At 62.7% G+C, this 26,099-nt stretch carries 27 protein-coding genes; 13 read left to right on the plus strand and 14 right to left on the minus strand.

Translation table 11 applies throughout. From position 1 onward, the window contains the following. The 3 genes from alaS to ACT6VE_RS25245 form a co-directional block, all read left to right on the plus strand. On the plus strand, window positions 1-1,737 hold a 1,737-nt coding region (alaS, locus tag ACT6VE_RS25235; protein WP_444801094.1), incomplete at its 5' end, for an alanine--tRNA ligase. Between the two features lie 111 nt (window positions 1,738-1,848). Continuing rightward, window positions 1,849-3,084, plus strand: a complete 1,236-nt coding sequence (locus ACT6VE_RS25240) for a GGDEF domain-containing protein (RefSeq protein WP_444801095.1) — start codon at window positions 1,849-1,851, stop codon at window positions 3,082-3,084. A gap of 181 nt (window positions 3,085-3,265) precedes the next feature. Continuing rightward, the gene (locus ACT6VE_RS25245) at window positions 3,266-4,126 is read left to right on the plus strand and encodes an AraC family transcriptional regulator (RefSeq protein ID WP_444801096.1); all 861 of its coding nucleotides are present in this window, start codon (window positions 3,266-3,268) and stop codon (window positions 4,124-4,126) included. A gap of 160 nt (window positions 4,127-4,286) precedes the next feature. Here the strand turns inward: ACT6VE_RS25245 and ACT6VE_RS25250 are convergent, their stop codons facing one another. After that, window positions 4,287-4,922 (minus strand): glutathione S-transferase family protein, encoded by a 636-nt coding sequence (locus tag ACT6VE_RS25250; protein WP_444801097.1) that lies wholly within the window; start codon window positions 4,920-4,922, stop codon window positions 4,287-4,289. Between the two features lie 115 nt (window positions 4,923-5,037). Then, the gene (locus ACT6VE_RS25255; RefSeq protein WP_069058979.1) at window positions 5,038-6,252 is read right to left on the minus strand and encodes an NADP-dependent isocitrate dehydrogenase; all 1,215 of its coding nucleotides are present in this window, start codon (window positions 6,250-6,252) and stop codon (window positions 5,038-5,040) included. Window positions 6,253-6,468: 216 nt separating this feature from the next. Here ACT6VE_RS25255 and ACT6VE_RS25260 point away from each other — a divergent pair, with 216 nt between their 5' ends. The 8 genes from ACT6VE_RS25260 (at window position 6,469) to ACT6VE_RS25295 (ending at window position 13,903) form a co-directional block, all read left to right on the plus strand. Further along, window positions 6,469-7,044 (plus strand): hypothetical protein, encoded by a 576-nt coding sequence (locus tag ACT6VE_RS25260; protein WP_444801098.1) that lies wholly within the window; start codon window positions 6,469-6,471, stop codon window positions 7,042-7,044. Between the two features lie 68 nt (window positions 7,045-7,112). After that, window positions 7,113-7,946 carry an RNA methyltransferase gene (locus tag ACT6VE_RS25265; RefSeq protein ID WP_444801099.1) on the plus strand — a complete coding sequence of 278 codons (834 nt, stop codon included), beginning with the start codon at window positions 7,113-7,115 and terminating at the stop codon, window positions 7,944-7,946. Between the two features lie 16 nt (window positions 7,947-7,962). Continuing rightward, window positions 7,963-8,724: a glutamate racemase gene (gene murI / locus ACT6VE_RS25270; protein ID WP_444801189.1), complete on the plus strand. Its 762-nt coding sequence runs from the start codon at window positions 7,963-7,965 to the stop codon at window positions 8,722-8,724. 120 nt (window positions 8,725-8,844) lie between these two features. Then, window positions 8,845-10,356 carry a helicase HerA domain-containing protein gene (locus ACT6VE_RS25275; protein WP_444801100.1) on the plus strand — a complete coding sequence of 504 codons (1,512 nt, stop codon included), beginning with the start codon at window positions 8,845-8,847 and terminating at the stop codon, window positions 10,354-10,356. Between the two features lie 219 nt (window positions 10,357-10,575). Beyond that, the gene (gene rpsD / locus ACT6VE_RS25280) at window positions 10,576-11,193 is read left to right on the plus strand and encodes a 30S ribosomal protein S4 (protein ID WP_444801101.1); all 618 of its coding nucleotides are present in this window, start codon (window positions 10,576-10,578) and stop codon (window positions 11,191-11,193) included. A 71-nt stretch (window positions 11,194-11,264) separates the two neighbouring features. Continuing rightward, a complete protein-coding gene (locus ACT6VE_RS25285; RefSeq protein ID WP_444801102.1) occupies window positions 11,265-12,191 on the plus strand; it encodes a glutaminase in 927 nt (308 codons plus the stop codon). Between the two features lie 31 nt (window positions 12,192-12,222). After that, window positions 12,223-13,095 carry a tRNA 2-thiocytidine(32) synthetase TtcA gene (gene ttcA, locus ACT6VE_RS25290; RefSeq protein ID WP_444801103.1) on the plus strand — a complete coding sequence of 291 codons (873 nt, stop codon included), beginning with the start codon at window positions 12,223-12,225 and terminating at the stop codon, window positions 13,093-13,095. Then, window positions 13,079-13,903, plus strand: coding sequence for an inositol monophosphatase family protein (locus ACT6VE_RS25295; RefSeq protein ID WP_444801104.1), 825 nt, complete (start codon window positions 13,079-13,081; stop codon window positions 13,901-13,903). Before ttcA ends, ACT6VE_RS25295 begins: the two co-directional genes overlap by 17 nt. A 79-nt stretch (window positions 13,904-13,982) precedes the next feature. On the opposite strand, the gene ACT6VE_RS25300 is transcribed toward ACT6VE_RS25295, so the two are convergent. The 6 genes from ACT6VE_RS25300 to ACT6VE_RS25325 all read right to left on the minus strand — a co-directional run bounded on the left by ACT6VE_RS25300 (window position 13,983) and on the right by ACT6VE_RS25325 (window position 20,091). Next, a complete protein-coding gene (locus tag ACT6VE_RS25300) occupies window positions 13,983-15,188 on the minus strand; it encodes a multidrug effflux MFS transporter (protein ID WP_444801190.1) in 1,206 nt (401 codons plus the stop codon). Window positions 15,189-15,313: 125 nt separating this feature from the next. Then, window positions 15,314-15,649: a Grx4 family monothiol glutaredoxin gene (gene grxD, locus ACT6VE_RS25305; protein ID WP_069058971.1), complete on the minus strand. Its 336-nt coding sequence runs from the start codon at window positions 15,647-15,649 to the stop codon at window positions 15,314-15,316. Between the two features lie 157 nt (window positions 15,650-15,806). Beyond that, window positions 15,807-16,073 carry a hypothetical protein gene (locus tag ACT6VE_RS25310; RefSeq protein WP_444801105.1) on the minus strand — a complete coding sequence of 89 codons (267 nt, stop codon included), beginning with the start codon at window positions 16,071-16,073 and terminating at the stop codon, window positions 15,807-15,809. 6 nt (window positions 16,074-16,079) lie between these two features. Next, entirely contained in the window at window positions 16,080-16,313 is a 234-nt protein-coding gene (locus ACT6VE_RS25315; protein ID WP_256115719.1) for a BolA family transcriptional regulator, read from the minus strand. A gap of 19 nt (window positions 16,314-16,332) precedes the next feature. After that, window positions 16,333-18,570, minus strand: coding sequence for a phosphoribosylformylglycinamidine synthase subunit PurL (purL, locus tag ACT6VE_RS25320; protein WP_444801106.1), 2,238 nt, complete (start codon window positions 18,568-18,570; stop codon window positions 16,333-16,335). Between the two features lie 102 nt (window positions 18,571-18,672). Then, window positions 18,673-20,091, minus strand: coding sequence for an aminotransferase-like domain-containing protein (locus tag ACT6VE_RS25325; protein WP_444801107.1), 1,419 nt, complete (start codon window positions 20,089-20,091; stop codon window positions 18,673-18,675). A 94-nt stretch (window positions 20,092-20,185) separates the two neighbouring features. Here ACT6VE_RS25325 and ACT6VE_RS25330 point away from each other — a divergent pair, with 94 nt between their 5' ends. Further along, window positions 20,186-20,401: a DUF1127 domain-containing protein gene (locus tag ACT6VE_RS25330; protein WP_444801108.1), complete on the plus strand. Its 216-nt coding sequence runs from the start codon at window positions 20,186-20,188 to the stop codon at window positions 20,399-20,401. A gap of 3 nt (window positions 20,402-20,404) precedes the next feature. Here the strand turns inward: ACT6VE_RS25330 and ACT6VE_RS25335 are convergent, their stop codons facing one another. From ACT6VE_RS25335 to purC, 5 genes are read right to left on the minus strand one after another with little or no spacing between them, the layout of a single operon-like run. Then, window positions 20,405-20,797: a hypothetical protein gene (locus ACT6VE_RS25335; RefSeq protein WP_444801109.1), complete on the minus strand. Its 393-nt coding sequence runs from the start codon at window positions 20,795-20,797 to the stop codon at window positions 20,405-20,407. Window positions 20,798-20,844: 47 nt separating this feature from the next. Then, window positions 20,845-21,516 carry a phosphoribosylformylglycinamidine synthase subunit PurQ gene (purQ, locus tag ACT6VE_RS25340; RefSeq protein ID WP_444801110.1) on the minus strand — a complete coding sequence of 224 codons (672 nt, stop codon included), beginning with the start codon at window positions 21,514-21,516 and terminating at the stop codon, window positions 20,845-20,847. Continuing rightward, window positions 21,513-21,770: a hypothetical protein gene (locus ACT6VE_RS25345; protein ID WP_444801111.1), complete on the minus strand. Its 258-nt coding sequence runs from the start codon at window positions 21,768-21,770 to the stop codon at window positions 21,513-21,515. Before ACT6VE_RS25345 ends, purQ begins: the two co-directional genes overlap by 4 nt. A 16-nt stretch (window positions 21,771-21,786) precedes the next feature. Beyond that, the gene (purS, locus tag ACT6VE_RS25350; protein WP_069058963.1) at window positions 21,787-22,029 is read right to left on the minus strand and encodes a phosphoribosylformylglycinamidine synthase subunit PurS; all 243 of its coding nucleotides are present in this window, start codon (window positions 22,027-22,029) and stop codon (window positions 21,787-21,789) included. 44 nt (window positions 22,030-22,073) lie between these two features. Next, window positions 22,074-22,838 (minus strand): phosphoribosylaminoimidazolesuccinocarboxamide synthase, encoded by a 765-nt coding sequence (gene purC, locus ACT6VE_RS25355; protein ID WP_444801112.1) that lies wholly within the window; start codon window positions 22,836-22,838, stop codon window positions 22,074-22,076. A 225-nt stretch (window positions 22,839-23,063) separates the two neighbouring features. Between purC and ACT6VE_RS25360 the strand changes: the two genes are divergently transcribed. Then, the gene (locus tag ACT6VE_RS25360) at window positions 23,064-23,384 is read left to right on the plus strand and encodes a DUF1476 domain-containing protein (protein ID WP_444801113.1); all 321 of its coding nucleotides are present in this window, start codon (window positions 23,064-23,066) and stop codon (window positions 23,382-23,384) included. 61 nt (window positions 23,385-23,445) lie between these two features. Here ACT6VE_RS25360 and ACT6VE_RS25365 read toward each other — a convergent pair whose 3' ends face one another. After that, window positions 23,446-26,034, minus strand: a complete 2,589-nt coding sequence (locus tag ACT6VE_RS25365; RefSeq protein ID WP_444801114.1) for a sensor domain-containing protein — start codon at window positions 26,032-26,034, stop codon at window positions 23,446-23,448. Window positions 26,035-26,099: the final 65 nt, after the last annotated feature.

Raw genomic sequence — 26,099 nt, forward strand, 5'->3', positions numbered from 1 at the left:
GCCATGCGCCATGCGCAGCTTCTCGGCGCCAGGGATCCGCTGATGTGGAAGCTGCTGCCGACGCTGGTCGGCGAGATGGGCCGCGCCTATCCGGAACTGCAGCGCGCCGAAGCGCTGATTTCCGAGACGCTGAAGCTGGAAGAAACCCGTTTCCGCACCACGCTGGAACGTGGCCTGAGCCTGCTGTCCGACGCGACCAACACGCTGGGCAAGGGCGACATGCTGGACGGCGAAACCGCCTTCAAGCTCTACGACACCTACGGTTTCCCGCTCGACCTGACGCAGGATGCGCTGCGCGCCCGCGAAATCAACGTCGATCTGTCCGGCTTCACCGATGCGATGGAGCGCCAGAAGGCCGAGGCCCGTTCGCACTGGGCCGGCTCCGGTGACAAGGCGACCGAAACCATCTGGTTCGAGATCAAGGAAAAGTTCGGCGCGACCGAATTTTTAGGCTACGACACCGAGACGGCCGAAGGCGTCGTCCAGGCGATCGTGCGCGACGGCAAGTCGGTCGAAGCCGCCTCCGTGGGCGACGAGGTGCAGATCGTCACCAACCAGACGCCGTTCTACGGTGAATCCGGCGGCCAGATGGGCGATACCGGCATCATTTCCTCCGACACCGCCAAGCTCGCCGTGTCGGACACGCAGCGCAAGGGCGAGGGTGTCTTCGTTCACATCGCCACCGTTGCCGAGGGCACGCTGAAGGTCGGTGATGCGGTCGCGCTGACGGTCGATCACGCCCGTCGCTCGCGCCTTCGCGCCAACCATTCGGCGACGCACCTGCTGCATGAGGCGCTACGCGAAGTGCTCGGGACCCACGTCGCCCAGAAGGGCTCGCAGGTCGCGCCCGAGCGCCTGCGCTTCGACGTCTCACATCCCAAGCCGATGTCGGCGGAGGAGCTGCGTATCGTCGAGGACATGGCAAACGAAATCATCGTGCAGAATTCCCCGGTCACCACGCGTCTCATGACGGTGGATGACGCGATCGCGGAGGGCGCCATGGCGCTCTTCGGCGAGAAGTATGGCGATGAAGTCCGCGTCGTCTCGATGGGCAGCGGCCTTCACGGCGCCAAGGCCAACCGCGCCTATTCCGTGGAGCTCTGTGGTGGCACGCATGTGGCCGCGACCGGCGAGATCGGCCTCGTGCGCATCGTTTCCGAAAGCGCCGTCGGCTCCGGCGTGCGTCGTCTGGAAGCGCTGACGGGTGAGGCGGCACGCGCCTATCTCGCCGAACAGGACGAACGCGTGAAGACGCTTGCGACAGTGCTCAAGGCTCAGCCGAGCGAAGTGCTCGCCCGCGTCGAGGCGCTGGTGGACGAACGCCGCAAGCTGGAACGCGAACTGACCGAAGCGAAGAAGAAGCTGGCCCTCTCCAGCGGTCCTGCCGGCGGTGATGACGGCGTGCGGGATGTCTCGGGCACAAAATATCTCGGCAAGGTCGTCACTGGCGTCGAGCCGAAGGACCTGAAGAGCCTGGCGGACGAGGGCAAGAAGAGCCTCGGTTCCGGCGTCGTTACCTTCGTCGGTGTCTCGGCGGATGGCAAGGCAAGCGCCGTTGTCGCCGTCACGGACGACCTGACAGGTCGTTTCAGTGCCGTGGATCTGGTGCGCCGCGCCTCTGAAGCGCTCGGCGGCAAGGGCGGCGGCGGGCGTCCCGACATGGCGCAGGCTGGTGGCCCGGATGGTACGAAGGCCACTGACGCCATCGAGGCGGTTGCCGCGGCCATCGCCGGCTGATCCACCGGTATCCATGGCTGTATCGATACGACGGCGGGCTCAGGCCCGCCGTTTTGTTTGCGAAGTCTTCAGGGTTTCCGCCTAGCATCCCCGCGCGCGGAGTTCAGTGTTTTGATTGAAGAATTCGTCAGCATATCGACCTTGATGATCTGCACGTTCCTGTCGACGATGGTCGTCGGGATTTTCATGCTTCAGGTCTGGCTCACCGACCGCCGCCACGCCGCAGCGGGATACTGGTGCCTGGCCATGTGGGTCGGCTCGCTTTGCACGATTCTCTTCGCACTGCGTCCCATCGGCTTTCCCCTCATCACCGTCGGTCTCGGCAACGCGCTGGCCGCCTTTAGCTATGCGTTCATGTGGGCGGGCTTTCGCGTCTTCGATCGTCGTCCGCTCTATCTGTCGGTGGTGCTTGCGGGGCCGGTTCTGTGGTGCGGGGCTTACCTGCTCCTGCGGCCGGTGGCGGATGACGTCAACAATCGTGTCATCCTGACGTCGATCATCATCGCCGTCTATTCCATCTGGATGGGCCTGGATATCTGGGCGGGGCGTCGACATGAGCGGCTGCCGACCCGCTCGATCGCCGCCTTTTTCTTCGTGACGCACGGCATCATCTATTCGCTGCGTATTCCCATGGCCATTGCCGCGCCGGCGGAGCTTGGCCATGGAACAGCCTATTCGGCCTGGTTCGCGCTCTTTTCCCTGGAACTCTTCGCCCATACCATCCTGTCCGCGGTCGCCATGCTGGTGCTCATCAAGGAGCGTGGCGAGGCGCTTTATCGCCAGGCCTCGCGCACCGATACCCTGACAGGCATCGCCAACCGCGGCTCGTTCCTGGAGGATGTACAGGCCCATCTCGCCCGCGGCGGGCAGGGCACGTTGATGATCTTCGATCTCGATCGGTTCAAGGCGATCAACGACACCCATGGACATGTCGCGGGCGATGCGGTGCTCAAGCATTTTTCCGCGCGCGTCTCGTCCTGGCTGGAAGACGGCATGCTGTTCTGCCGTTTCGGCGGCGAGGAGTTCGCGCTGTTTGCGCCCAGGCACGATATCGACCAGGCGGCGGATTTTGCCGAGAGGCTTCGCTGCGAGGTTGCCGCCATGTCGATTGCCCACGAAGGGCGCGAGATCGGCGTTTCCGTCAGCATCGGCCTTGCGGATGTCGCCGCTTTCGGCGCGGATTTCGACCGCCTGCAGTCGGCAGCGGACAACGCGCTCTATGCGGCAAAGGAGGCCGGCCGAAACTGCGTGATGCGATGGACGCCGTCCGAGGGGCTCGCCGATATTGCCGAGCGCATGCGCGTGCCGGATGCCGCACCGGCCTTCAATGCATCGATAGCCGGCTAACAAACTGGCTGCCAGGTGGCGATTTTCGCCACGGCACAATGACCCGGCACAGCATCTTTTGCCCGTCTTTGTTATGATGGACGACGAGGCCGTGCGAAAATTGCAGGCCGCCGCAGAAGCGCAGGATTTGTGAAATCGCCTCATGCTTGATTGAATGCGTCCCGACGAGAGAGGCAACGGCATGAGCGAGAATGTGATCTGGGCCACCTACGAGAAGCGCCTGCTGCGCGTCTCTGCCTACATCTACGAACATCTGGAAGAGGATCTGGACCTCGACCGGCTGTCGGAAATCGCCTGCCTTTCCGCCCATCACTGGCACCGCGTCTACCGGGCCGTGCACAACGAAACGCTGGCGGCGACCGTGCGCCGGCTGCGTCTGCACCGCGCGGCCGGCGATCTGGTGCGCAGCGACCGCTCCGTTCGGGACATCGCCGCGCGATGGGGCTACCCCAACCTGCAATCCTTCACGCGCACCTTCGCGGCCGCCTATGGCATGCCGCCGGCGCGCTACCGGAAAGAGGGGCCGCATCGCGCCTTCGAACCCGAAAACGGCAAGGAGTCGCCCCATATGTACGACGTTACCATCCGCACCATGCCCGAACAGCCACTGCTCGGTGTCCCGCATACCGGTTCCTATATGGGCATCGGCAAGGCTTTCGAAGCGCTCTACGGCGCGCTTTTTTCCCGCAACATTTTTCGCCCCGACATGCGCATGATCGGCGTATTTCTCGATGATCCCGATCTGGTCGCGGAAGACAAGCTCCGCTCCTTTGCCTGCGTGACGGCAGACGGGGATGTCCCGGCCGAAGCGCCGCTCGTGCGGCGCACGCTGGCGGGCGGCGACTATGCCGTGCTGCGTCACAAGGGGCCTTATGCCGATATGGGGGCGGCCTATCGCTGGCTCTATGCCACCTGGCTGCCGGGCTCCGGCCGCTCGATCCGCGACGAGGTGATGTTCGAAGCCTACCTGAACAACCCGCGCGACGTGCCGCCGAACGAGCTGTTGACGGAAATCTACCTGCCACTTCAGCCGGCGACCTGAATACAACGGGACGGGCGAGGGGCTGGCTCAAAAACCTGTTGTTGAGCCAGCCCCTCGCCAACCCCAAACGTCATCCTCGGGCTTGACCCGAGGATCCACGCCACGTCCGCGACGGGGATGGTCGGATCAAGCCCGACCATGACGGAGGAGAGGTTTGTCTTCAGCCCTTCGCCGCCGCAAGCTGGCGATGCATCTCTTCATCGTCGATGGCGGTTGCACGCTTGCTGGCCGGTCGGTCCTTGAGGCGGTCCCAATAGGCCTGGAATTCCGGCCGGGCCTCCAGCGTGCCGAATTGCAGGCCCCAGCTGATATGCGCGCCGACATAGACGTCGGCGGCGGTGAAGGTTTCGCCGGTGATGTAGGGATGCTGCGTCACGGCGAAGGAGAGGGCATCCATCACCGATTCGTAGCTGCCGCAACCGATGCTGCGCTCGCGCTCCTTCGGTACATTCAAGGCGAAGGCCTTGAGCGATACCGCCATTTCCAGCGGCCCGGCGGCGAAGAACATCCAACGGTAATAGTCGCCGCGCTTGTCGTTTGGTGGCGCAAGGCCTGCGTCGGGGAAGGCGTCGGCCAGATAGGCGCAGATCGCGGCGGCTTCGCTGACGACGGTCTTGCCGTGCCGGATGGTTGGCACCTTGCCCATCGGGTTGATCGCGAGAAACTCCGGCGATTTCATCGTCCCGTCGAAGGTCAGCCACTCCGTGCGGTAGGGCGCGCCGACCTCCTCCAGCATCCAGCGGGCAATGCGCGCCCGCGACATCGGGTTGGCGTAGAAAATGAGGTCCTCGGCCATGCTGTCCTCCTCTGCATGTAGCGAGGGGGAAGATAAGGCAGGGCGCCAGTGCCGCAAGAGTGCGGCAAAGAAAAAGCCCGGCGCGAAGGCCGGGCTTTCCAAGGGTTTTTGTGGCTTAGGCCGCCATGGCCTTCTTGAGGTTTTCGTCGATCTTGTCGAGGAAGCCAGTGGTGGAGAGCCACGGCTGGTCGGGACCGATGAGCAGAGCGAGGTCCTTGGTCATGAAGCCGGATTCGACGGTTTCGACGCAGACGCGCTCCAGCGTGTCGGAGAACTTTGCGAGTTCCGTATTGCCGTCCAGCTTGGCGCGGTGGGCAAGGCCACGCGTCCAGGCGAAGATCGAGGCGATCGAGTTGGTCGAGGTCTCCTCGCCCTTCTGGTGCTGGCGGTAGTGGCGCGTCACCGTGCCGTGCGCGGCTTCGGCTTCCACCGTCTGGCCATCCGGCGTCATCAGAACCGAGGTCATCAGGCCGAGCGAGCCGAAGCCCTGTGCCACGATGTCGGACTGCACGTCGCCGTCATAGTTCTTGCAGGCCCAGACGTAACCGCCGGACCACTTCAGCGCGGAAGCGACCATGTCGTCGATCAGGCGGTGTTCGTACCAGATCTTGGCTTCCTTGAACTTGTCGGCGAATTCGGCGTCGAAGACCTGCTGGAAGATGTCCTTGAAGCGGCCGTCATAGACTTTCAGGATGGTGTTCTTGGTCGACAGGTACACCGGCACCTTGCGCTGCAGGCCGTAGTTCAGCGAGGCGCGGGCGAATTCGGTGATCGAATCGTCGAGGTTGTACATGCCCATGGCGACACCGGCGGACGGGGCGTCGAACACGTCGTATTCGATTTCCTTGCCGTCCTCGCCGACGAACTTCATCGTCAGCTTGCCCTTGCCGGGGAACTTGAAATCGGTGGCGCGGTACTGGTCGCCGAAGGCGTGGCGGCCGACGATGATCGGCTTGGTCCAGCCGGGAACGAGGCGCGGCACGTTCTTGCAGATGATCGGCTCGCGGAAGATGACGCCGCCGAGGATGTTGCGGATCGTGCCGTTCGGCGACTTCCACATCTTCTTCAGCTTGAATTCCTCGACGCGGGCTTCATCCGGCGTGATGGTGGCGCACTTGACGCCGACGCCGTGCTTCTTGATGGCGTTGGCGGCGTCGATCGTCACCTGGTCGTCGGTGGCGTCGCGGTTTTCCATGCCGAGGTCGTAATATTCGAGGTCGACGTCCAGGTAGGGATGGATCAGCTTGTCCTTGATGAACTGCCAGATGATGCGCGTCATCTCGTCGCCATCGAGTTCGACGACGGGGTTGGCGACCTTGATCTTTGCCATGGAGAGCCTCGTGTTTTGTAGGGGCTGGGCGCCCCGGATCGTGGACTTGAAAGAACCGTTTGGCCCTATAGCACTCACGACCCGGAAGGCAAAGCCAACCATAGGCGGAGGCGGTTTATTTTCGCACTGCGGAAGAATAAGTTTCGCCAAAATTGCGTTGCAGGAAGGTCCGCTCGCAGGCCCGTCCGGACCTGTCGTCATCCAATGGAGAATGCCATGTCGCGTTTCGGTCTCGTTGCGCTCGCCCTTCTGCTTCCGGTTTCGGTTCAGGCCGCCGATTTCAAGGCGCCGGTCGCGGAAATCCTGTCCGCGGCCACCGCCAACTGGCAGGACATGGGCACCGAAACCGATACGCCGCCGCCCTATACCGACTATTTCAGCGAGGATTTTCTAAAGCGCCTCTACAGCAAGGATTTCGTGGCAAAGTACCGCGAGGCGGCAAAATACCCGGCCTATGAGGATGGCGGTTCGCCGTTCGACTATGACCCGATCATCGGTGGCCAGGACGGCTGCGCACTGAAGGACGTGACGACCACCGAAGGCCAGCCGACGGCAGGCGCGGAAGACGTCACCGTAACCTTCGACAACAGCCATTGTTTTGGCGAACGCGCCGCCGACTGGCAGCCGGAAAAACTCGTCCTCAAGCTGGTCGAGGAGGATGGCCGCGCGGTGATCGACGATATCGAGCGCCCGAGCTTCGATGACGGTGCTTCCTTGAAGAAGGAACTGCTGGAAATCGCGCAGGAAGGCGCCAATGGCGGAAACGGCAGTGCTGCGGAATCACCGGAATAAATGACTTCCGCTTTTCATTTTCGGCCGTTTATGCCAGTGAGGCCCCTTCTTTCTAGGGAATTATGAGCATGGCAGGCACGAACAGCGAACGCACGCTGATCGCCGAAGGACCGGCGATCATCCTCGTTCATCCGCAACTCGGCGAGAATATCGGCATGGTGGCGCGCGCCATGGCGAATTTCGGCCTGGCGGAACTGCGCCTCGTCAATCCACGCGATGGCTGGCCGAGCGAGAAGGCGATCTCCGCCGCCAGCAAGGCCGATCACGTCATCGAGGCGGCAAAGGTCTATCCCTCGTTGGAGGAGGCCGTTGCCGACCTCGAATTCGTCTATGCGACGACGGCGCGCGATCGCTACGGCTACAAGGAAGTCCGCTCGCCGGTCGTTGCCGCCGATGACCTGCGCGTGCGTTTCCGCGCGGGCGAAAAAACCGGCATCCTCTTCGGTCGCGAACGCACCGGCCTCACCAACGAGGAAATCGCGCTCGCCGACGAGTTGGTGACCTTCCCGGTCAACCCCGCTTTCGCCTCCTTGAACCTAGCCCAAGCCGTTCTTCTCATGAGCTACGAGTGGATGAAAAGCGGTCTCGCCTCCGTCGAGAGCACACCGTTCCACGCGTTGTCGCAGCGGCCGGCCAAGAAGGAAGAGCTGCAGGGTCTCTTCGACCATGTGGAAGAGACGCTCGATGCGCGTGGTTATTTCCGCCCTGCCGAAAAAAAGCCCAAACTGGTGGAGAACCTGCGCGCCATTCTGACGCGTCCCTCCTTTACCGGCACGGAGATCCAGGTTTTGCGCGGCATCGTTTCCTGCCTCGATCGTTTCACCCGCGAATCGCCCCGCGGCGCGGTCGATCCGAACCGCACTCGCAACCGCCGGCCCAAGGTGCCTCGTGACGAACAATAGCGCAAAACCGGTTCTCATGTTCGACAGCGGCATCGGTGGCCTCACCGTGCTGCGCGAAGCCCGCGTGCTGATGCCGGAGCGGCATTTCATCTATGTCGCCGATGATGCCGCATTTCCCTACGGTCCCTGGGAAGAACCGGCGCTGAAGGCACATGTCATCGAACTCTTCCGGAAACTGCTTGCCGAGCATGACCCGGAAATCTGCGTCATCGCCTGCAACACGGCATTCACGCTGGTCGGGGCCGATCTGCGCGCTGCCTTCCCCGACATGGCCTTTGTCGGCACTGTGCCCGCCATCAAGCCCGCCGCAGAGCGAACCCGCTCCGGCCTTGTCTCCGTGCTCGCGACGCCCGGCACGGTCAAGCGCGCCTATACGCGCGATCTCATCCAGTCCTTCGCCAGCCAGTGCGACGTGCGGCTCGTCGGCTCGGAGCGCCTTGCGCCGATGGCCGAGGCCTATATTCGCGGCGAAACGCTGTCGGATGAGGCGGTGCGCGCCGAGATCATCCCCTGCTTTGCCGATGAGAATGGCCGCAAGACGGATATCGTCGTGCTCGCCTGCACGCATTATCCCTTCATGGCGAACCTCTTTCGCAAACTCGCGCCCTGGCCGGTCGATTGGCTCGACCCGGCAGAGGCCATCGCCCGCCAGGCCCGCCGGCTCGTGCCGCCGCTGGAGACGCTTGCGCCTGGCGAGGACATCGCCGTCTTCACCTCGCGCAACCCGGATTTTTCGACGCGGCGCCTGATGCAAGGCTTTGGCCTGCGCGTCGTCTGACGCGGCTTTCCCTGTGGGTTTTTCCAAAGCGGGTCGTGACGGGCGCGGATTTCGTGTTAGGGCTCTCCGATTGCCCGGTGGCGGCCGGGCGAATCACAAATTTCAGGAACGAGGAACGGCATGAAGGTCGGCATCGACATGGGAACGGTGCAGGGTGGCGCACCGGCCAAGCTCGATATCGAGGAACTGCTGGCGACGCGCCTGCTGGTGCAGGGCAATTCGGGCTCGGGAAAGTCGCATCTTCTGCGACGCCTGCTCGAACAATCCGCGCAATGGGTACAACAGGTCATAATCGATCCCGAGGGTGACTTCGTGACGCTGTCCGACCGATTCGGCCATGTGGTCGTCGATGGCGAGCGCACGGAAGCCGAACTTGTCGGTATCGCCAATCGCATTCGTCAGCACCGCGTCTCCTGTGTGCTTTCGCTCGAAGGCCTCGAAGCCGACGAGCAGATGCGCGCCGCCGGCATCTTCCTCAATGCGCTGTTCGATGCGGACCGGGATTTCTGGTATCCGGTGCTCGTCGTCGTCGACGAGGCGCAGCTTTTTGCGCCAGCCTCTGGCGGCGAAGTTTCTGAAGAAGCACGAAAACTCTCGCTCGGCGCGATGACCAACCTGATGTGCCGCGGCCGAAAACGCGGCCTTGCCGGCGTCATCGCCACGCAGCGTCTGGCAAAACTCGCCAAGAACGTCGCGGCGGAGGCCTCGAACTTCCTGATGGGCCGCACCTTTCTCGATATCGACATGGCGCGCGCCGCCGATTTGCTCGGGCTTGATCGCCGGCAGGCGGAAATGTTCCGCGACCTGCCGCGCGGCGCCTTCGTGGCGCTCGGCCCGGCTCTGTCGCGCCGTCCGCTGCCGGTGACGATCGGCGCTGTCGAGACGTCTGCCCGCTCGACCAGCCCTAAGCTGATGCCGCTGCCAGACGCACTGCCCGATGTCGAAGACCTGATCTTCACGCCCGATCCGGACGAATTCTCCCGCCCGTTCGTGCGTCGCGCGCCACCCGCGCCGCGCCCGACGACGGATATCCTCGCCGAACTCTCCCGCGCCCGGCCGGAGCCGGTGCAGACGGAAGCGAGGGCGCCTGCGCCTGAAATTTCCGCCGAAGAGCGCGACGGCCTGCTTGACCAGGTTCTCGCCGAAATCCTCGGCAATCCCGATGCGGCTTTCCGGGCGGATGCCGAACTGTTCCAGGATTTCCTCGTGCGCTGCCGCATCCGCCGCGTGCCCGGCGCGCCGCTGTCGCTTCCGGCCTTCCGCCGCAAGATGGCGGTCGCGCGCTCCGGCGTCGATGCCGAAACGGCGGCAACGGAGATCTGGGGCAAGGCGCTCGATCTTTCCCGCAGCGTCTCCGAGGATTTGCAGGGCGTGTTCCTGCTCGTGGCGCAGACGGCCGTGCGTGGCCTTGCCTGCCCGTCGGATGCGCGGATCGCACGCGCCTACGGCACCCACTCCGCGCGCCGCGCGCGGCGTCTGCTCGGCTATTTCGAGGAGCAGGGGCTGGTCGTCGTGCACAGCGATCTCGCCGGCCACCGAATCGTTGCCTTCCCGGATCTCGGCTGCGAGACGCTGCCGGGTGACGCCAATGGGCCGGATCTTGTTGATTCCCACCGCGATGCGGCGGAATAGGCGGTTTTTCCGCCGCGGCTCGTTGACAAAATTGTAAAATGATCATAGTGACCCCGCCAACGCCGGGCAGAAATGTCCGGTGTTTCATTGACATGTCCCGTGGATTCTCCGGTCGCGATCGTGAGAAGCCTGTCGGAACCCGAAAGGTTCAGAGGAGGGCGTGTTTCCTTCAGCCAGTCCGGCAACGGGCAGGCCACAACAAGACTAAAAGGAAATGCGATGAGCAAGCGCGCTGCATCCAAGTACAAAATCGACCGCCGTATGGGCGAAAACATCTGGGGCCGTCCGAAGTCCCCGGTCAACCGCCGCGAATACGGCCCGGGCCAGCACGGCCAGCGCCGCAAGTCCAAGCTTTCGGACTTCGGTGTTCAGCTCCGCGCCAAGCAGAAGCTGAAGGGCTACTATGGCGATATCCGCGAGAAGCAGTTCCGCGCGATCTTCGCTGAAGCTGAACGCCGCAAGGGTGACACCCCGGAAAACCTGATCGGTCTGCTCGAATCGCGCCTCGACGCGATCGTCTACCGCGCCAAGTTCGTTCCGACGGTCTTCGCTGCCCGTCAGTTCGTTAACCACGGCCACGTCAAGGTCAACGGCGTCCGCGTCAACATCGGTTCCTACCGTTGCAAGCCGGGCGACGTCATCGAAGTCAAGGAAAAGTCCAAGCAGCTCGTCACGGTTCTTGAATCCGTTGGCCTCGCTGAACGCGACGTCCCGGACTACGTCGAAGTCGATCACAACAAGATGGTCGCGACCTTCGTTCGCATCCCGGTTCTCGCCGACGTGCCGTACGCCGTCATCATGGAACCGCATCTGGTCGTCGAATTCTACTCGCGTTAATCGCGACGACGCCTTGCGCAATCTGGAAAAGCCGCCAAGAGATTGGCGGCTTTTTCTTTGGGGAACAGCTTATGGATCTTCAGGCTATCATCGAAGACATCCACGCAAACCTTTCGCCCCGGCGCGGTGAGGGCAGGGTGGCGAACTACATTCCGCAGCTTGCCCATGTCGATCCCCAAAAATTCGGCATGGCGGTGGTGACGGTCGATGGTGACGTGCACCTGGTCGGCGATGCGGAAGAGCCTTTCTCCATCCAAAGCATTTCCAAGGTTTTCACGCTGACGCTGGCGCTCGGCAAACACGGCGAGGCAATCTGGAAGCGTGTGGGACGCGAGCCGTCCGGCTCTGCTTTCAACTCCATCGTCCAGCTCGAGCAGGAAGGCGGCATTCCGCGCAATCCCTTCATCAATGCGGGCGCGATTGCCATCACCGACCTCGTGCTCGCAGGCCACACGCCGAAGGAGGCGATCGGCGAGATCGTGCGCTTCCTGCGCTACCTGGCCGATGAAGAGGACATCATCATCGACCAGGCCGTGGCGCGCTCCGAGCAGGCGACGGGCTTCCGCAATTTCGCACTCGCCAATTTCATGCGCTCCTTCGGCAAGCTCGATCATGCCGCCGAACTGGTGCTTGGCGTCTATTTCCACCAATGCGCGCTGGCGTTGAGCTGCCGGCAGCTTGCCAAGGCGGGGCTGTTCCTCGCCAATAGCGGCACCAATCCGCTCACCGGCCACCGCGTCGTCTCGCATATGCGGGCGCGGCGTATCAACGCGCTGATGCTGACCTGCGGCCACTATGACGGTTCGGGCGATTTCGCCTACCGCGTCGGTCTGCCGGGCAAGAGCGGCGTCGGCGGCGGCATTCTGGCCGTGGCGCCTGGAAAAGCCTCGGTCGCGGTCTGGTCACCGGGCCTCAACGACAACGGCAACTCGCTTCTCGGTTCGCTGGCGCTGGAAATGCTGGCGGCCCGCACCGGATGGTCGGTCTTCGGGGCTTGATTGTGCGGCCGGTTCGGGGCATTGCAGGCCCATGACCCTGGCCCTCGCTGAAATCGACGACGACACGCCGGACAACGGCCGCCACCCGCTTTTTACGGATGCGCCTTCCAGCGTGTCGTTCAACAAGCTGCGCAAGCGCCTGCTCCGGCAGGTCCGGCAGGCGATGGACGATTTCGGCATGCTGAAGGGCCAGAAGCGCTGGCTCGTCGGCGTCTCCGGCGGCAAGGACAGCTACGGGCTGCTTGCGCTTTTGATGGACCTGCAATGGCGCGGCCTGCTGCCGGTCGAGCTGATTGCCTGCAATCTCGACCAGGGCCAGCCGAACTTCCCAAAACACATCCTGCCGGGGTACCTGAAATCGATCGGCGCCAAACACCGTATCGAATATCGCGACACCTATTCCATCGTGAAGGAGAAGGTGCCGGCAGGGGCGACCTATTGTTCGCTGTGTTCGCGTCTGCGGCGCGGCAATCTCTATCGCATCGCCCGGGAGGAGGGCTGTGATGCGCTGGTGCTCGGTCATCACCGGGAGGATATTCTCGAAACCTTCTTCATGAACTTCTTCCATGGCGGGCGGTTGGCCACCATGCCGCCGAAGCTGCTGAATGACGAAGGCGACCTGATGCTGCTGCGTCCGCTTGCCTATGCGGCGGAGGACGATCTTGCAAAATTCGCGAGCGCCATGCAGTTCCCGATCATCCCCTGCGATCTCTGCGGCTCGCAGGACGGCCTCCAGCGCAATGCGATGAAGGCGATGCTGGCGGATATCGAAACGCGCATGCCGGGCCGCAAGGACACCATGCTGCGCGCGCTCGGCCACACCAATCCGTCCCATCTTCTCGACCCGAAGCTTTTCGATTTCTCCTCCCTCGAAACGGTAAGGCCCAATGACGACGACGATTGACATCAATGCCCTGGCGCTTGTGCTTGCACAGGCGGCCGAAGCCGAAATCCGCCCGCGCTTTCGCGCGCTCGCCAAGAGCGACATCCGCACCAAGGCCGACGCCAACGACCTGGTGACGGAAGCAGACGAGGCGGCGGAACGCTTCATCAAGAAGGAAGTGGCGGCGCAGTTCCCGGGCGTGCTGTTCGTCGGTGAAGAATCGGTCGCGGCCGATCCGGCTTTGTTGCCGAAGCTGGCGGATGCCGATCTCGCTATCGTCGTCGATCCGATCGACGGTACGTTCAACTTCGCCTCCGGCGTGCCGCTGTTCGGCGTCATGGCGGCGATTGTTTCCGGCGGCGAGACTGTCGGCGGCATCATCTACGACCCGATGGGCGATGATTTCGTGATGGCGGAAAAGGGCGGTGGCGCCTGGCAGACCGGCGATCACCGCCCGGCCGTCAGGCTCAAGGCGCGCGGTGCAGCCCCGCTCGAAGCGATGACCGGCATGGCCTCCACCAGCTTCCTTGATCGTGACCGCCGCGCCCGCATCCTGGCGAACCTCGCGCAGGTCGCCTTCGTCTCGAACTACCGTTGCGCCGCGCATGAATACCGCACCTTCGCCGGCGGCCACCTGCACTACCTGATGTACAACAAGCTGATGCCCTGGGATCATCTCGCCGGCACGCTGATCGCGCAGGAAGCCGGTGCCTATGCCGCACGCTTCGACGGCTCGGCCTACAAGCCGCACCATGTCGAGGGCGGCCTGCTGGTCGCGCCGGACAAGGACAGCTGGGAAATGCTGCGCCGCGAAGTCTTCGTCGACTGACACGATCTTTCCATCTCGACAAAAAAAAGGCCCGGCTGCCAATGGCAACCGGGCCTTTTCCTTGTTCTCGTGACGTTCGTCAGACCGCCTTGTTGTGCGGCTGGAACAGCTTTCCGCGTTCGGCGATCAGCACGAAGATCAGGCCGATGATCGAGAGTACGAAGAAGCCCATGACCAGCGGCAGCGCCGTGCCATTGAAGGACTGGCCGATGATCGCACCGATGATCGTGCCGCCGGCGGTGCCCATGAAACCGAGCACCGAGGAGGCCGTACCGGCGACGTGGCCGAGCGGTTCCATGGCGAGCGAGTTGAAATTCGAGCCGATCCAGCCGAACTGGAACATCGACAGTGCAAACAGCACGATGAAGATCGGGAAGGGCACATGTCCCGGCCAGAAGAGCGTCAACAGCAGCCACAGCGCGTTGACGGCAAGGAAACCGACCAGCGCCCCATGCGACAGCCGCCGCATGCCGTAGCGACCGACGAGCTTCGCATTCACGAAGGACGACAGCGCCATGAAGGCCGCGACGCCGGCGAAAGCGACGGGAAACCACACGCCCAGCCCGTAGATGCCCACATAGATCTGTTGCGCGGAGTTGATGAAGCCGAACAGCGCCCCGAAGATGAAGGTGCTCGCCAACGTGTAGCAGAGCGCCACGCGGTCGGTCAGGACGATGCGGAAGCCTTCCAGAACCGAGCGCACCGTGAAGGGGCGCACGTCGTCGGGGTGCAGTGTTTCCGGCAGGCGGACATACATCCAGGCCCAGATGACAGCGGCCATGACCGCCATGAAGACGAAGATCAGGTGCCAGTCACCGAACAGCATGACGATCTGGCCCGTGCCTGGTGCAAGCACCGGCACGACCATGAACACCATCATGATCAACGACATGACTTCCGCCATCGCGCGACCGCCGAAAATGTCACGGACAATCGAGATGGTGATGACGCGCATGGCTGCAGAGCCGATGCCCTGGACGAACCGCAAGGCCAGCAGTCCAGCGAAGCTTGGCACGAAGACGACGGCAAGCGACGACACGATATAGACGGCGAGACCGAAAAACATCGGCGCACGACGGCCGAACCGGTCGGAAACCGGGCCGTAGAGCAACTGCGCGAAGGCGAAGCCGATCAAGTAGGCGGAGATGACATATTGCCGGTGGTTTTCGTTCTCGACGCCGAGGCTGGCGCCGATTTCCTGGAGGCCGGGCAGCATGATATCGATGGCGAGCGCATTGAGCGCCATCAGCAACGCCATGAGCGCAATGAATTCTATCTTGCCCATGCCATTGAGGCGCTGGGCAGCTTCAGGGGTAAGTGCAGACATAATCACTATATTCCATGAAAGAGATAAGGCGCCGCTGGGGTGCGGCGCCTTTGAAAAGCTTGAGGTCGGAAGACCGTGAAGCGTCAGGCAGCGCCTTTAATCGAAATACCCTGTTCCTGAAGATGCGACTGCAATTCGCCCGACTGGAACATCTCGCGCACGATGTCGCAACCGCCCACGAATTCACCCTTCACATAAAGCTGCGGGATGGTCGGCCAGTTGGAATAATCCTTGATGCCCTGGCGGATGTCGGCGTCGGCGAGCACGTTGATGCCCTTATAGTCCACACCCACATAATCGAGGATCTGTACGACCTGACCCGAGAATCCACACTGCGGGAATTCCGGCGTGCCCTTCAGGAACAGGACGACGTCGTTGGTCTTCACTTCGTTGGCGATGAAATCGTTGATGCCGCTCATTGCAGTCTTCCCTAGCAAATCGGCTTCAAGGGCCGATGCGATAAACCGTTCGCCCTAGATAACAACCCCGGGTGAGAAATGCCAGAAGGCCCTCAGAAAAAATGCAAGGGGTTGCCTTACGATTTCGAGGGCTGTTGCGCGATCGCCGCGCCTCTGTCTACCGGCTGCGCTGGCGCGAGCGGTTTGCCGCCGTGCGTCGGCGGCTGACCTGCTTGCGCGGCCGCTGGGCCGGTTTTTTCGCTGCCGGCTTCAGCGCAGCTTCGATGATATCGCTGAGGATACCGCCGGAGGCCTTCTTGCGTGTCGTCGTCGCCTTGCGGCGCGTGCGCTTGGTCGTTGTCTTGCGCACGCCGGTCTTCTTCAGCACCTCTTTCAGGGCTGCGTCGACCACGCCGGAGACGAGTTCATCGAGGAGGCCGGCCATGGCGGGTCACTCCGGGATGGAGGTCTGGAGGGCAAGGGCGTGCAGGACACCCCCCATATTGCCCTTCAGTGCATCATAGACCATCTGGTGCTGCTGCACGCGGGTCTTGCCGCGAAAAGCTTCCGCGACGACCTCGGCCGCATAGTGGTCGCCATCGCCGGCCAGATCGCGGATGACCACCTTTGCTCCGGGAATGCCGGATTTGATCATGTCTTCGATGTCGCCGGGTGACATAGGCATATGGACTGCTCCCTTATCGTTATTCCGCGGCGGCAGCGGCATTGCCGTTGCCGTCCATGAAGTCAGGGAACCATGATTCATGGGTGTTGCGCAATTGTTCAATAGAGACCGAGAGAAGGTCACCCACGACGAGATTGTCACCGCCGACCGCGCCGAGGCGGCGGAACGGCACGCCCGCACCTTCCGCGTTGGCGCAGAGGAAGTTGGCAAGATCGGCCGGAACGGCGAGCACGTAGCGGGCCTGATCTTCGCCGAAAAGCAGCGCATGGGCCGGGCCGTTCGAGCCCGAAAGATCGACCGTCGCGCCCTTGCCGGACGACATGGCCATTTCGGCAAGGGTGACAGCGAGGCCGCCCGAGGAAATGTCATGGCAGGCCGTGACCTGGCTGTTGCGGATGGCCGAGCGCACGAAATCGCCGTTGCGGCGTTCCGCGTGCAGATCGACTTCCGGCGCCGGGCCATCGACGAGGCCGAGCACGTCGCGCAGGTAGACGGACTGGCCGAGATGGCTGCCGTCGACGCCGATGAGGACGAGCTGGTCGCCGTCCTTCGCGCTACCGATCTTGGCCATGACGGACCAGTCGGGCAAGAGGCCGACGCCGGCAATGGTGGGTGTCGGCAGGATCGCGATGCCGTTCGTCTCGTTGTAGAGCGAGACGTTGCCGGAAACGATCGGGAAGTCGAGCGCGCGGCAGGCTTCGCCGATTCCCTGGATCGCCTTGACCAGCTGGCCCATGATTTCCGGCTTTTCCGGATTGCCGAAGTTCAGGTTGTCGGTGGAGGCAAGCGGCTCGGCGCCGGTCGCGGTGATGTTGCGCCAGCACTCGGCCACAGCCTGCTTGCCGCCTTCGAACGGATCGGCCTCGACATAACGCGGGGTGACGTCGGAGGAGAAGGCGAGCGCCTTGGTGGCATGGCCCTCGACGCGCACGACACCGGCATCACCGCCGGGGATCTGCAGCGAGTTGCCCTGGATCAGCGTGTCATACTGCTCGTAGACCCAGCGACGGCTCGACTGGTTCGGAGAACCGACGAGTTTCAGCAGGGCCTCGGCATAATCGTTCGGCTCGGCGACCAGATTGGCGGGCAGGGGTGCCGGTTTGCCGGGCTCGCGCCACGGGCGGTCATATTCAGGTGCTTCGTCGCCAAGCTGCTTGATCGGCAGGTTCGCGACTTCCTCGCCCTGATGCAGGATGCGGAAACGCAGGTCGTCCGTCGTGTAGCCGACGATCGCGAAGGCGAGGCCCCACTTGACGAAGATCGCCTTGGCGACCTCTTCCTTGGCGGGCTCGAGCACCATGAGCATGCGCTCCTGGCTTTCCGACAGCATCATCTCATAGGCGGTCATCTGTTCTTCGCGCACCGGCACGAGATCGAGGTTCAGCTCGATGCCGAGGTCGCCCTTAGCGCCCATTTCGACGGCGGAGCAGGTGAGGCCGGCCGCACCCATGTCCTGGATGGCGATGACGGCGCCGGTCTGCATCAGTTCAAGGCAGGCTTCCAGCAGGCACTTTTCGGTGAAGGGGTCGCCGACCTGTACGGTGGGACGCTTCTCTTCGATCGATTCGTCGAATTCGGCGGACGCCATGGTCGCGCCGCCCACACCGTCGCGGCCGGTCTTGGCGCCGAGATAGACGACCGGCAGGCCGACGCCCTTGGCTTCCGACAGGAAGATCGCGTTGGATTTCGCAAGGCCGGCTGCAAAGGCGTTGACGAGGATGTTGCCGTTGTAGCGCTCGTCGAACTCGACCTCGCCGCCGACCGTCGGCACGCCGAAGGAATTGCCGTAGCCGCCCACACCGGCGACGACGCCCGAGACGAGGTGGCGGGTCTTCGGATGATCAGGCGCGCCGAAGCGCAGTGCATTCATCGCTGCAACCGGGCGCGCACCCATGGTGAAGACGTCGCGCAGGATGCCGCCGACGCCCGTCGCCGCACCCTGGTAGGGCTCGATATAGGACGGGTGGTTGTGGCTCTCCATCTTGAAGACGACGCAGTCGCCGTCGTCGATGTCGACCACGCCGGCATTTTCGCCCGGACCCTGGATGACGCGCGGCCCCTTGGTCGGCAGCGTGCGCAGCCAGCGCTTGGAGGACTTGTACGAGCAGTGCTCGTTCCACATGGCCGAGAAGATGCCGAGCTCAGTATAGGTCGGCTCGCGGCCGATCAGCGAGAGGATGCGATCGTACTCATCCGGCTTGAGCCCATGGGCAGCAATCAGCTCCGGGGTGATCGGGCGGGTGTTCGAAATGGTCATCGTCGCTCGTCTTGTCGTGGAGGGCAGGATTGGGGTCTCTTTAACCTATGCTGCCGTGCAGTGCGACAGGAAAATGACCGGAAACCACAGCAGAGCGGGGCTTCAGGCCGGGCTGTCATAGCCCGTCGGGCCGTGTTCGAGCAGGCGGCGGAGGCGTGTCATGCCGGTAACGACGTCTGCGCGGTCGACAGGTGGCGAAAAGCCGATGCGGACACGGTGGAAGGTCTTCTCCGAGCGGCCGGCCTTGAACTCGTCCTCGTCGTCGATGAGGATGTCTTCCGCGAATGCGGCTTGCCGGAAAGTGCCGGAGAGCCACGGATCAGGCAGCTTCAGCCAGAGGAATGGCACGCGCGGATGCGAGGCGAAATCCAGTCCGGCGAAGATGTCTCGCGCAATAGCCTCGCGCGCCTGTACCTCATCCGCAACGGCACTGCGAATTGTATCCGCCGTGCCCGACAGCACGAGACGGGCAGCGAGTTCCGCAAGCAGGAACGGCAGGCCGCCGCTCACCATCTTGTGAGCGATGCGGACGCGTTGTGCCAGATGGGGCGGGCAGGCAACCCAGCCGCCACGAACGCCGGCCGCAACGCTCTTCGACAGGCCACCGACGAGAAAGGTCCGGTCCGGCGCGATTTCGGCGAGCAGGGGAATGCCATTGTCCACGGTGGCGCCGTAGAGATTGTCCTCTATGAGCCAGACATTGTGCCGCTTGGCGATAGCGACAATCGCGCGGCGGCGATCCTCCGGCATGATGGCAAGCGTCGGGTTCTGCGCCGTGCTCATCAGGAAGGCGGCCTTGGGGTGCTGCTGCACGCAGACGCGCTCGAAATCTTCGGGAATGACGCCATAAGCATCCGATTCGACCAGCGCCGTCTGGCGACCGAGCAGCGCGGTGCCACGGCTGATCTGCGAATAGGTGACGTGCTCGAAGACGATGCGGTCGCCGGGCGAGGTAATGACGGAAACGGCGGCAATAATGGCCGCATGCGCGCCGAGGGTGGGCACGATGCTGTCTATGCCGGGTTGCCAGTTATCGCTTCCCAGCCAGCGCTGGCCCGCTTCCAGCCAATGGCGCGGGAAATTGCGCGTGTAGCTGGCGATCTCGTTCGGCTGCTCCCGGCAGATTGCCGCGAGAATGTCGGTGACATCAGCCGATTGCCCGATATCGGTTGCCGCTGTCGTATCGAAACGCAGTTTGCCGGGCGGTGCATTCGCTGCGCGGGTACCGACCAATCTGGCGCTCATCGGATCGATGCCGGCGGGGTTATCGTTTTCCGGCGTTCCAAGCACGTAGGTTCCACGGCCGACTTCACCGCTGACGAGGCCGCGCTCTCGAACCATGCTGTAGGCGCGGCTGACGGTGCCGATGGTGACGCCGATATCATAGGCGAGGTTGCGCTGGGGCGGCAGCTTGGCTCCGGAGGCGAGCGCGCCGGTGTTGATCGCGCGCTCGATCTGGTCGGCGATGCGGACATATAGCGGGCCATCCGAGGCCTGAAGATCAGGAAGCCAATTTGTCATGGTGGCAATTCTTATATTGCACCGTTTGCAGAGTCAATTATTCCCTGAATGCACCGATTGTCACGCTCCCGGTGGCATTTCAGGAGAAAGCACCATGGCAATTGATACAATTTTCGTCGCGAGCGACGCCAGAAGTCGCCGTTCCCTAGGCGCAACGCTCTATCGCGCATGGCTTGCCTGCCACGCGTGGGCCATCAGGCGCCGCACGCGCCATGCGTTGGTGGAAATGACCGAGGAGCAATTGTGCGATATCGGCATAACCCGCAGCGAAGCGCGGCGGGAAATCGGAAAATCGTTCTACTGGGATTGAGGCTCAACAGCCCTTGCCGCCGGCGGCCCAACGCTTGACGTCGGTCGCGATGCGCGCGCTGACGGCTTCGCTCATCAACGGACCGAAGGCTTCGAGTTTTGCTGGATTGCCTTCCGCGTGTACCACGAGCAGCGGGCGCGATTCAGGCGAATTGCGGTGCACGACGAGGATACGCGGGCGGCCGGAGAAGGAGTTCAGCTCCGGCGCAAGGCGGTAAGCCTTGAAGGCCGGGTCACCCGACTTGAACCAGCAGGCATTTGCGCCGAGCGCGATGCGCTCCATGGTCGGCAGCGCCGCGCCATTGGCCTTCGGCGCTGGCGTCTTCGTCTGGCAAGCAGCGAGAGCCGCAATGGCAACGAGCGGCAGGACAAGCTTGGCGGAGAGGAGAGGGCGCATGAAAAGCCTTTCGGGGATGGACATGCGCCCTTGATAGCAACGGCTGGTTAAGCGGCGATTACGTCGAGCACAGACGCGAACAGGCCGCGGCCATCGGAACCGCCATGCGCGGCCTCGATGAGGTTTTCCGGATGCGGCATCAGGCCGAGGACGTTGCCCTTGGCGTTCATCACGCCGGCAATGTCGTTGAGCGAGCCGTTCGGGTTGGTGCCGTCCGCGTAGCGGAACACGACCTGGCCGTTGCCTTCGATGGCGGCCAGCGTCTCGGCATCGGCAAAGAAGTTGCCGTCGTGATGGGCGACCGGGCAGCGGATGATCTGGCCTTTTTCATAGGCGCGGGTGAAGTCGGTTTCGGCATTCACCACTTCCAGCTTCACTTCGCGGCAGACGAATTTCAGCGAGGCATTGCGCATCAGCGCGCCCGGCAGCAGACCTGCTTCGAGCAGGATCTGGAAACCGTTGCACACACCTAGAACCTTCACGCCGGCTTCGGCCTTGGCCTTGATCGCCTGCATGACCGGCATGCGCGCGGCAATCGCGCCGCAGCGCAGGTAATCGCCGTAGGAGAAACCGCCCGGGATGACGATGAGGTCGACATCCGGCAGGTCCGTTTCGGTCTGCCAGACGGTGACCGGTGCGGTACCGGAAATCTTGGTCAGGGCCGCGATCATGTCGCGGTCACGGTTGAGGCCGGGGAGTTGGACGACAGCGGACTTCATGGGTGTGGTTCAAACCTTGCCTGGGCCTCGGCGAGTTCACGCAGTTCGAGGCGGTTTTCGATACGGTCGAGGCGTTGGTCGACGCGATCCAGACGCGTATAAATCTGGTGCACGTCCATCTGCATGGAGGCAACGACCCCACGCAGATTGCTCATTTCAGTTTTCACACTGGCGGTGTCAAATTTCAGGGCGGAGATGTCTCCCTGAATCTTCTTCAGCATTTCGTAGATCAGATCACCATCGACAACCACCATGACGCGCCCTCAACCATTAAGAGAGGGCGATAGTATAGTTCTCGATTACCGTGTTGGCCAGAAGCTTGTCGCACATCGCCTTGAGGTCGGCTTCTGCCTTTGCGCGGTCGGCGGTCTGAAGCTCGAGGTCAAAAACCTTGCCCTGGCGGATGGCGCCCACACCCTCGAAGCCGAGGCTGCCGAGCGCGCCTTCGATCGCCTTGCCCTGCGGGTCCAAAACACCGTTCTTGAGCGTCACCGTTACGCGTGCCTTGATCATGTCTTCCTCTTCAAACCAAATAGTTTCAGCCGGCTGGTGAACAATTACTTGACCAGGACGGGGCCAGTGCCGCGCACGGGCTCGTTTTCATTCATGATGCCGAGGCGGCGGGCGACTTCCTGATAGGCTTCGACCAGGCCGCCCATATCGCGGCGGAAGCGGTCCTTGTCCATCTTTTCCTGTGTGGCGATGTCCCACAGGCGGCAGCTGTCCGGCGAAATCTCGTCGGCGATGATGATGCGCATCATGTCGCCTTCGTAGAGCCGGCCACATTCGATCTTGAAATCGACGAGCTGGATGCCGACGCCGAGGAACAGGCCGGAAAGGAAGTCGTTGACACGAATGGCGAGCGCCATGATGTCGTCGAGTTCCTGCGGGCTTGCCCAGCCGAAGGCGGTGATGTGCTCTTCGGAGACCATGGGGTCTTCCAGCGCATCGGCCTTGAAATAGAATTCGATGATCGAGCGCGGCAGCACGGTGCCTTCCTCGATGCCGAGGCGCTTGGAGAGCGAGCCGGCAGCGACGTTGCGCACGACCACTTCAAGCGGGATGATCTCGACTTCCTTGATCAGCTGCTCGCGCATGTTGAGGCGGCGGATGAAGTGGGTCGGGATTCCCATCTTGTTGAGCTGCGTGAAGACGTATTCGGAAATACGGTTGTTCAGCACGCCCTTGCCGTCGATGACCGCATGCTTCTTCTTGTTGAACGCGGTCGCATCATCCTTGAAGAACTGGATCAGTGTGCCAGGCTCGGGGCCCTCATAGAGAATCTTGGCCTTGCCCTCGTAGATACGGCGGCGACGGTTCATGGATTTTTCTCTTTGTTGGCGCGCTTGGGGCTCGCGCAGGTGTCGTTCGTTCCCGGCTCCATAAACGAATTGCCGCGCTTTAACAATCGGCGTTACACCCGATCCCCCGATTTCCGGCCTCTCCGGGAAGTCCGGCCGAACAAAAGTTCGCATTGCACTTTTGCCGTCGTTTTGATTTATGGGCTTGGAAAACCCAATGGAAAAAAGAATCTACGGGAGTCAAGGATGACCAATATGCAGGATCGGGAAAAGGCTTTCGAGGCAAAGTTCGCGCTCGACGAGGAACTGCGCTTCCGGGCCGAGGCCCGCCGCAACAAGCTGCTCGGCCTCTGGGCTGCCGGCTTGCTCGGCAAGATGGACGGCGATGCGGACGCCTATGCCAAGGACGTCGTCGCCGCCGATTTCGAAGAGGCCGGCCACGAGGATGTCGTGCGCAAGGTCAAGGCTGATTTCGACGCTGCCGGCGTCGCCCGCAGCGAAGACGAAATCCGCGTACAGATGCTGGAGCTTCTTGCCGTCGCCATTGCACAGCTCGAAGCCAACTGATTGCAGCGAGATTTTTCGCTTTTGAAAGCCGTCCGGTTCTGCCGGGCGGCTTTTTCGGTTCTTAGCGGTTGATGGCGCGGCGCGCTTCGCTCTGCAGATCTCGCACGGCGCCACTGTGCGCGCGCCATTCCTGCCGCTGCACGAAGTCCGGCATGGCATCCGCCGGCATGGGGCGGGCAAGCGCGTAGCCTTGCAGGATATCGCAGCCAAGATCCCGCATGATGGCGACATGGGCGGGTGTCTCGACGCCTTCGGCCACCACCTCGATGTTCAGGGACCGACCGATCTCGATGATGGTGCTGACGAGTTTGCGTTGGCCAGGCGAGCGGCTGACGGGCTTCACAAGCTGGCGATCGATCTTCAGTCGACGCGGGCTCAGCTTCATCAGGCTGATGATCGAGGCATGACCGGTGCCGAAGTCGTCAATCTCGATGTCGATCCCGAGCTTGCGCATCTCGGCGAGATTTTCCAGTACCGTTCGATCGCAGTCATCGAGGAAGATCGACTCCAGAAGCTCGAAGGACAGCGATTTCGGCTGGATATCGAGCGTGCGCAGCGAACGGCCAAGCTCGGGGTCGTGCAGGCGCTTCGATGAGACATTGGCCGAAATCTTGGCGATGCCAAGCCCGAGCGCCTGCCATTCGGCGAAATCGGCGAGCGCCCTTTCAAGCACGATCCGGTCGATGGTGGCCACGCAATCGAGGTCTTCGGCGATCTTGAGAAACGTGTCGGGCGTCAGGACGCCGCGGGTGGGATGATCCCAGCGCGCCAGCGTTTCCACGCCGACAATATCCAGCGTGCGTGCGCAGAATTGCGGCTGGTAGTAGGGTAGAAAACGACGCTGCTCGATGCCGGAGAGGATTTCGTCGGCGGTCTGCTTGTTGACGATGATCTGCGCCTGGAAATCGGATGTGAAAAATTCATGCCGGCTGCGGCCGCGGTTTTTCGCGCGATAGAGCGCCAGATCCGCATTGACGAGCAGCTGCTTGGGGTCGATGGCGGCACCCGACTGGCTCGCAATACCGACACTGGCGCCGAAGCGGCAGATATGGCCGTTGAAGGTGACGGGCTTGCGCATGGCCGCCACGATCGCCTCGGCGAGCGTGGCGAGATTGCGCCGGCCTGAAGCAGTGGTCAAAAATACGAACTCGTCGCCACCGATCCGTGCGACGAAATCACCGTCGCCCTTCAGGTCGTTCAGCACGCCGGCGGCATGCACCAGCATCTGGTCGCCGGCGAGGTGACCGAGCGTGTCGTTGATCTCCTTGAAACGATCGAGATCGATATGCAGCACCGCAAGGCGCGTGTTGTTCCGCTGTGCTTGCGTCGCCACCTCTTCCATCGCAGCGTCGAGATAGCGGCGGTTTGGCAAAGCGGTCAGATGGTCGTGCAGCGCAGTATATTCGATGCGGGCCCTGGCGGTCTCCAGCTCGTCATTGCGGGCTTCCGCCAGCTCTTTCGCGTGTTTCAGCTCCTCCTGCAGGCGCACGTCATCCGTCACATCCCAGTTCGCGCCGATGAGGTGGCGGGTGCCTGTCATATCGACATAGGGTGCGGCGCGTCCGCGCAGATGACGGATTTCGCCGTCGCCGCGGACGATACGGAACTCGTTGGCGAAGTCCTGGTTGCGGAAGATGCCGTCATCGACCTTTGCCGTCGCCTTGCGGTGGTCTTCGGGATGCAGTGCGCGCTCCCAGCTGGTCCCGTCGGGCTCTTCGGTCAGGCCGTACATCTCGATCATGCGGTCGTCCCAACGCACATCATTGGTCCGCAGATTGACGTCGAAGACGCCGATGCGCGACACGCCGAGCGCAAGCTCCAGACGTCGGGACATCTGCGCGAGGCGTTCTTCGGCTTCCTTGCGTTCGGTGACGTCCGTATCGGTGCCGGCGATGCGGCTCGGTTTTCCGTTGGAGCCGTATTCCACCACAGCACCGCGGCTCTCGATCCAGACCCAGTGCCCGTCCTTGTGTCTTTCGCGGTAGCTGAAGACGTTGAAGGAGGCTGTGCCGCTTTCCTGCTTGGCGATTTCGGCGAGAACATGCGCCCGGTCGTCCGGATGCACTGTCTGGATCCAGGCTTCCACCGAAGCGTCGACCGGGTCGTTTGGCTGCAGGCCGCGGATGGCGTGCCACTGGCGGGAATAGAACAGATCGCCACGCGCAAAATCGTGGTCCCATACGCCCTGGCCGGCGGATTCAAGCGCGTGATTCCAGCGGCTTTCGCGTTCGGCCAGTTCGAGCGCGTTGCACTTGCGCTCATCGATATCGATTGTCTGAACAATCAGCGCGGGCGTGATGTCTTCACCCGGAAGGCACGGCGGCACGATGAACGAGGCGAGCACCCAGAATTCTTCGCCATTCAAGCGCTTCAGTCGGATTTCCCAAGGGGCCTGTTCGAAGGCATCCCGTCGCATGGCGAAGGCGAGGACCGAGCGGTCCTTTGGGGAGACGCAGGTCTCGAAGGTGGGCAATTGCGACAGCGTCGCGACGTTGAAGGCGGAGAGCAGGCTCGCATTGGCATCGATGATGCGGCCTTCCGCATCCAGCGCGGCGAAACCGAATCCAGAGCGCGCGAAAAGCCGACGATAAAACGGTTCGCTCTCCGTTTCTCGCACGGCAGTGAAGGTCGAACCGGACGGTTTGGCCATGAAACGCGGCGCCTGCAATGAACTCAACAGCCGCAGCGTGCAGGATTTCTATGAAGTTCTTCTTA

Origin of the sequence: Shinella sp. (assembly GCF_052438155.1) — a bacterium.
Lineage (GTDB): Bacteria > Pseudomonadota > Alphaproteobacteria > Rhizobiales > Rhizobiaceae > Shinella.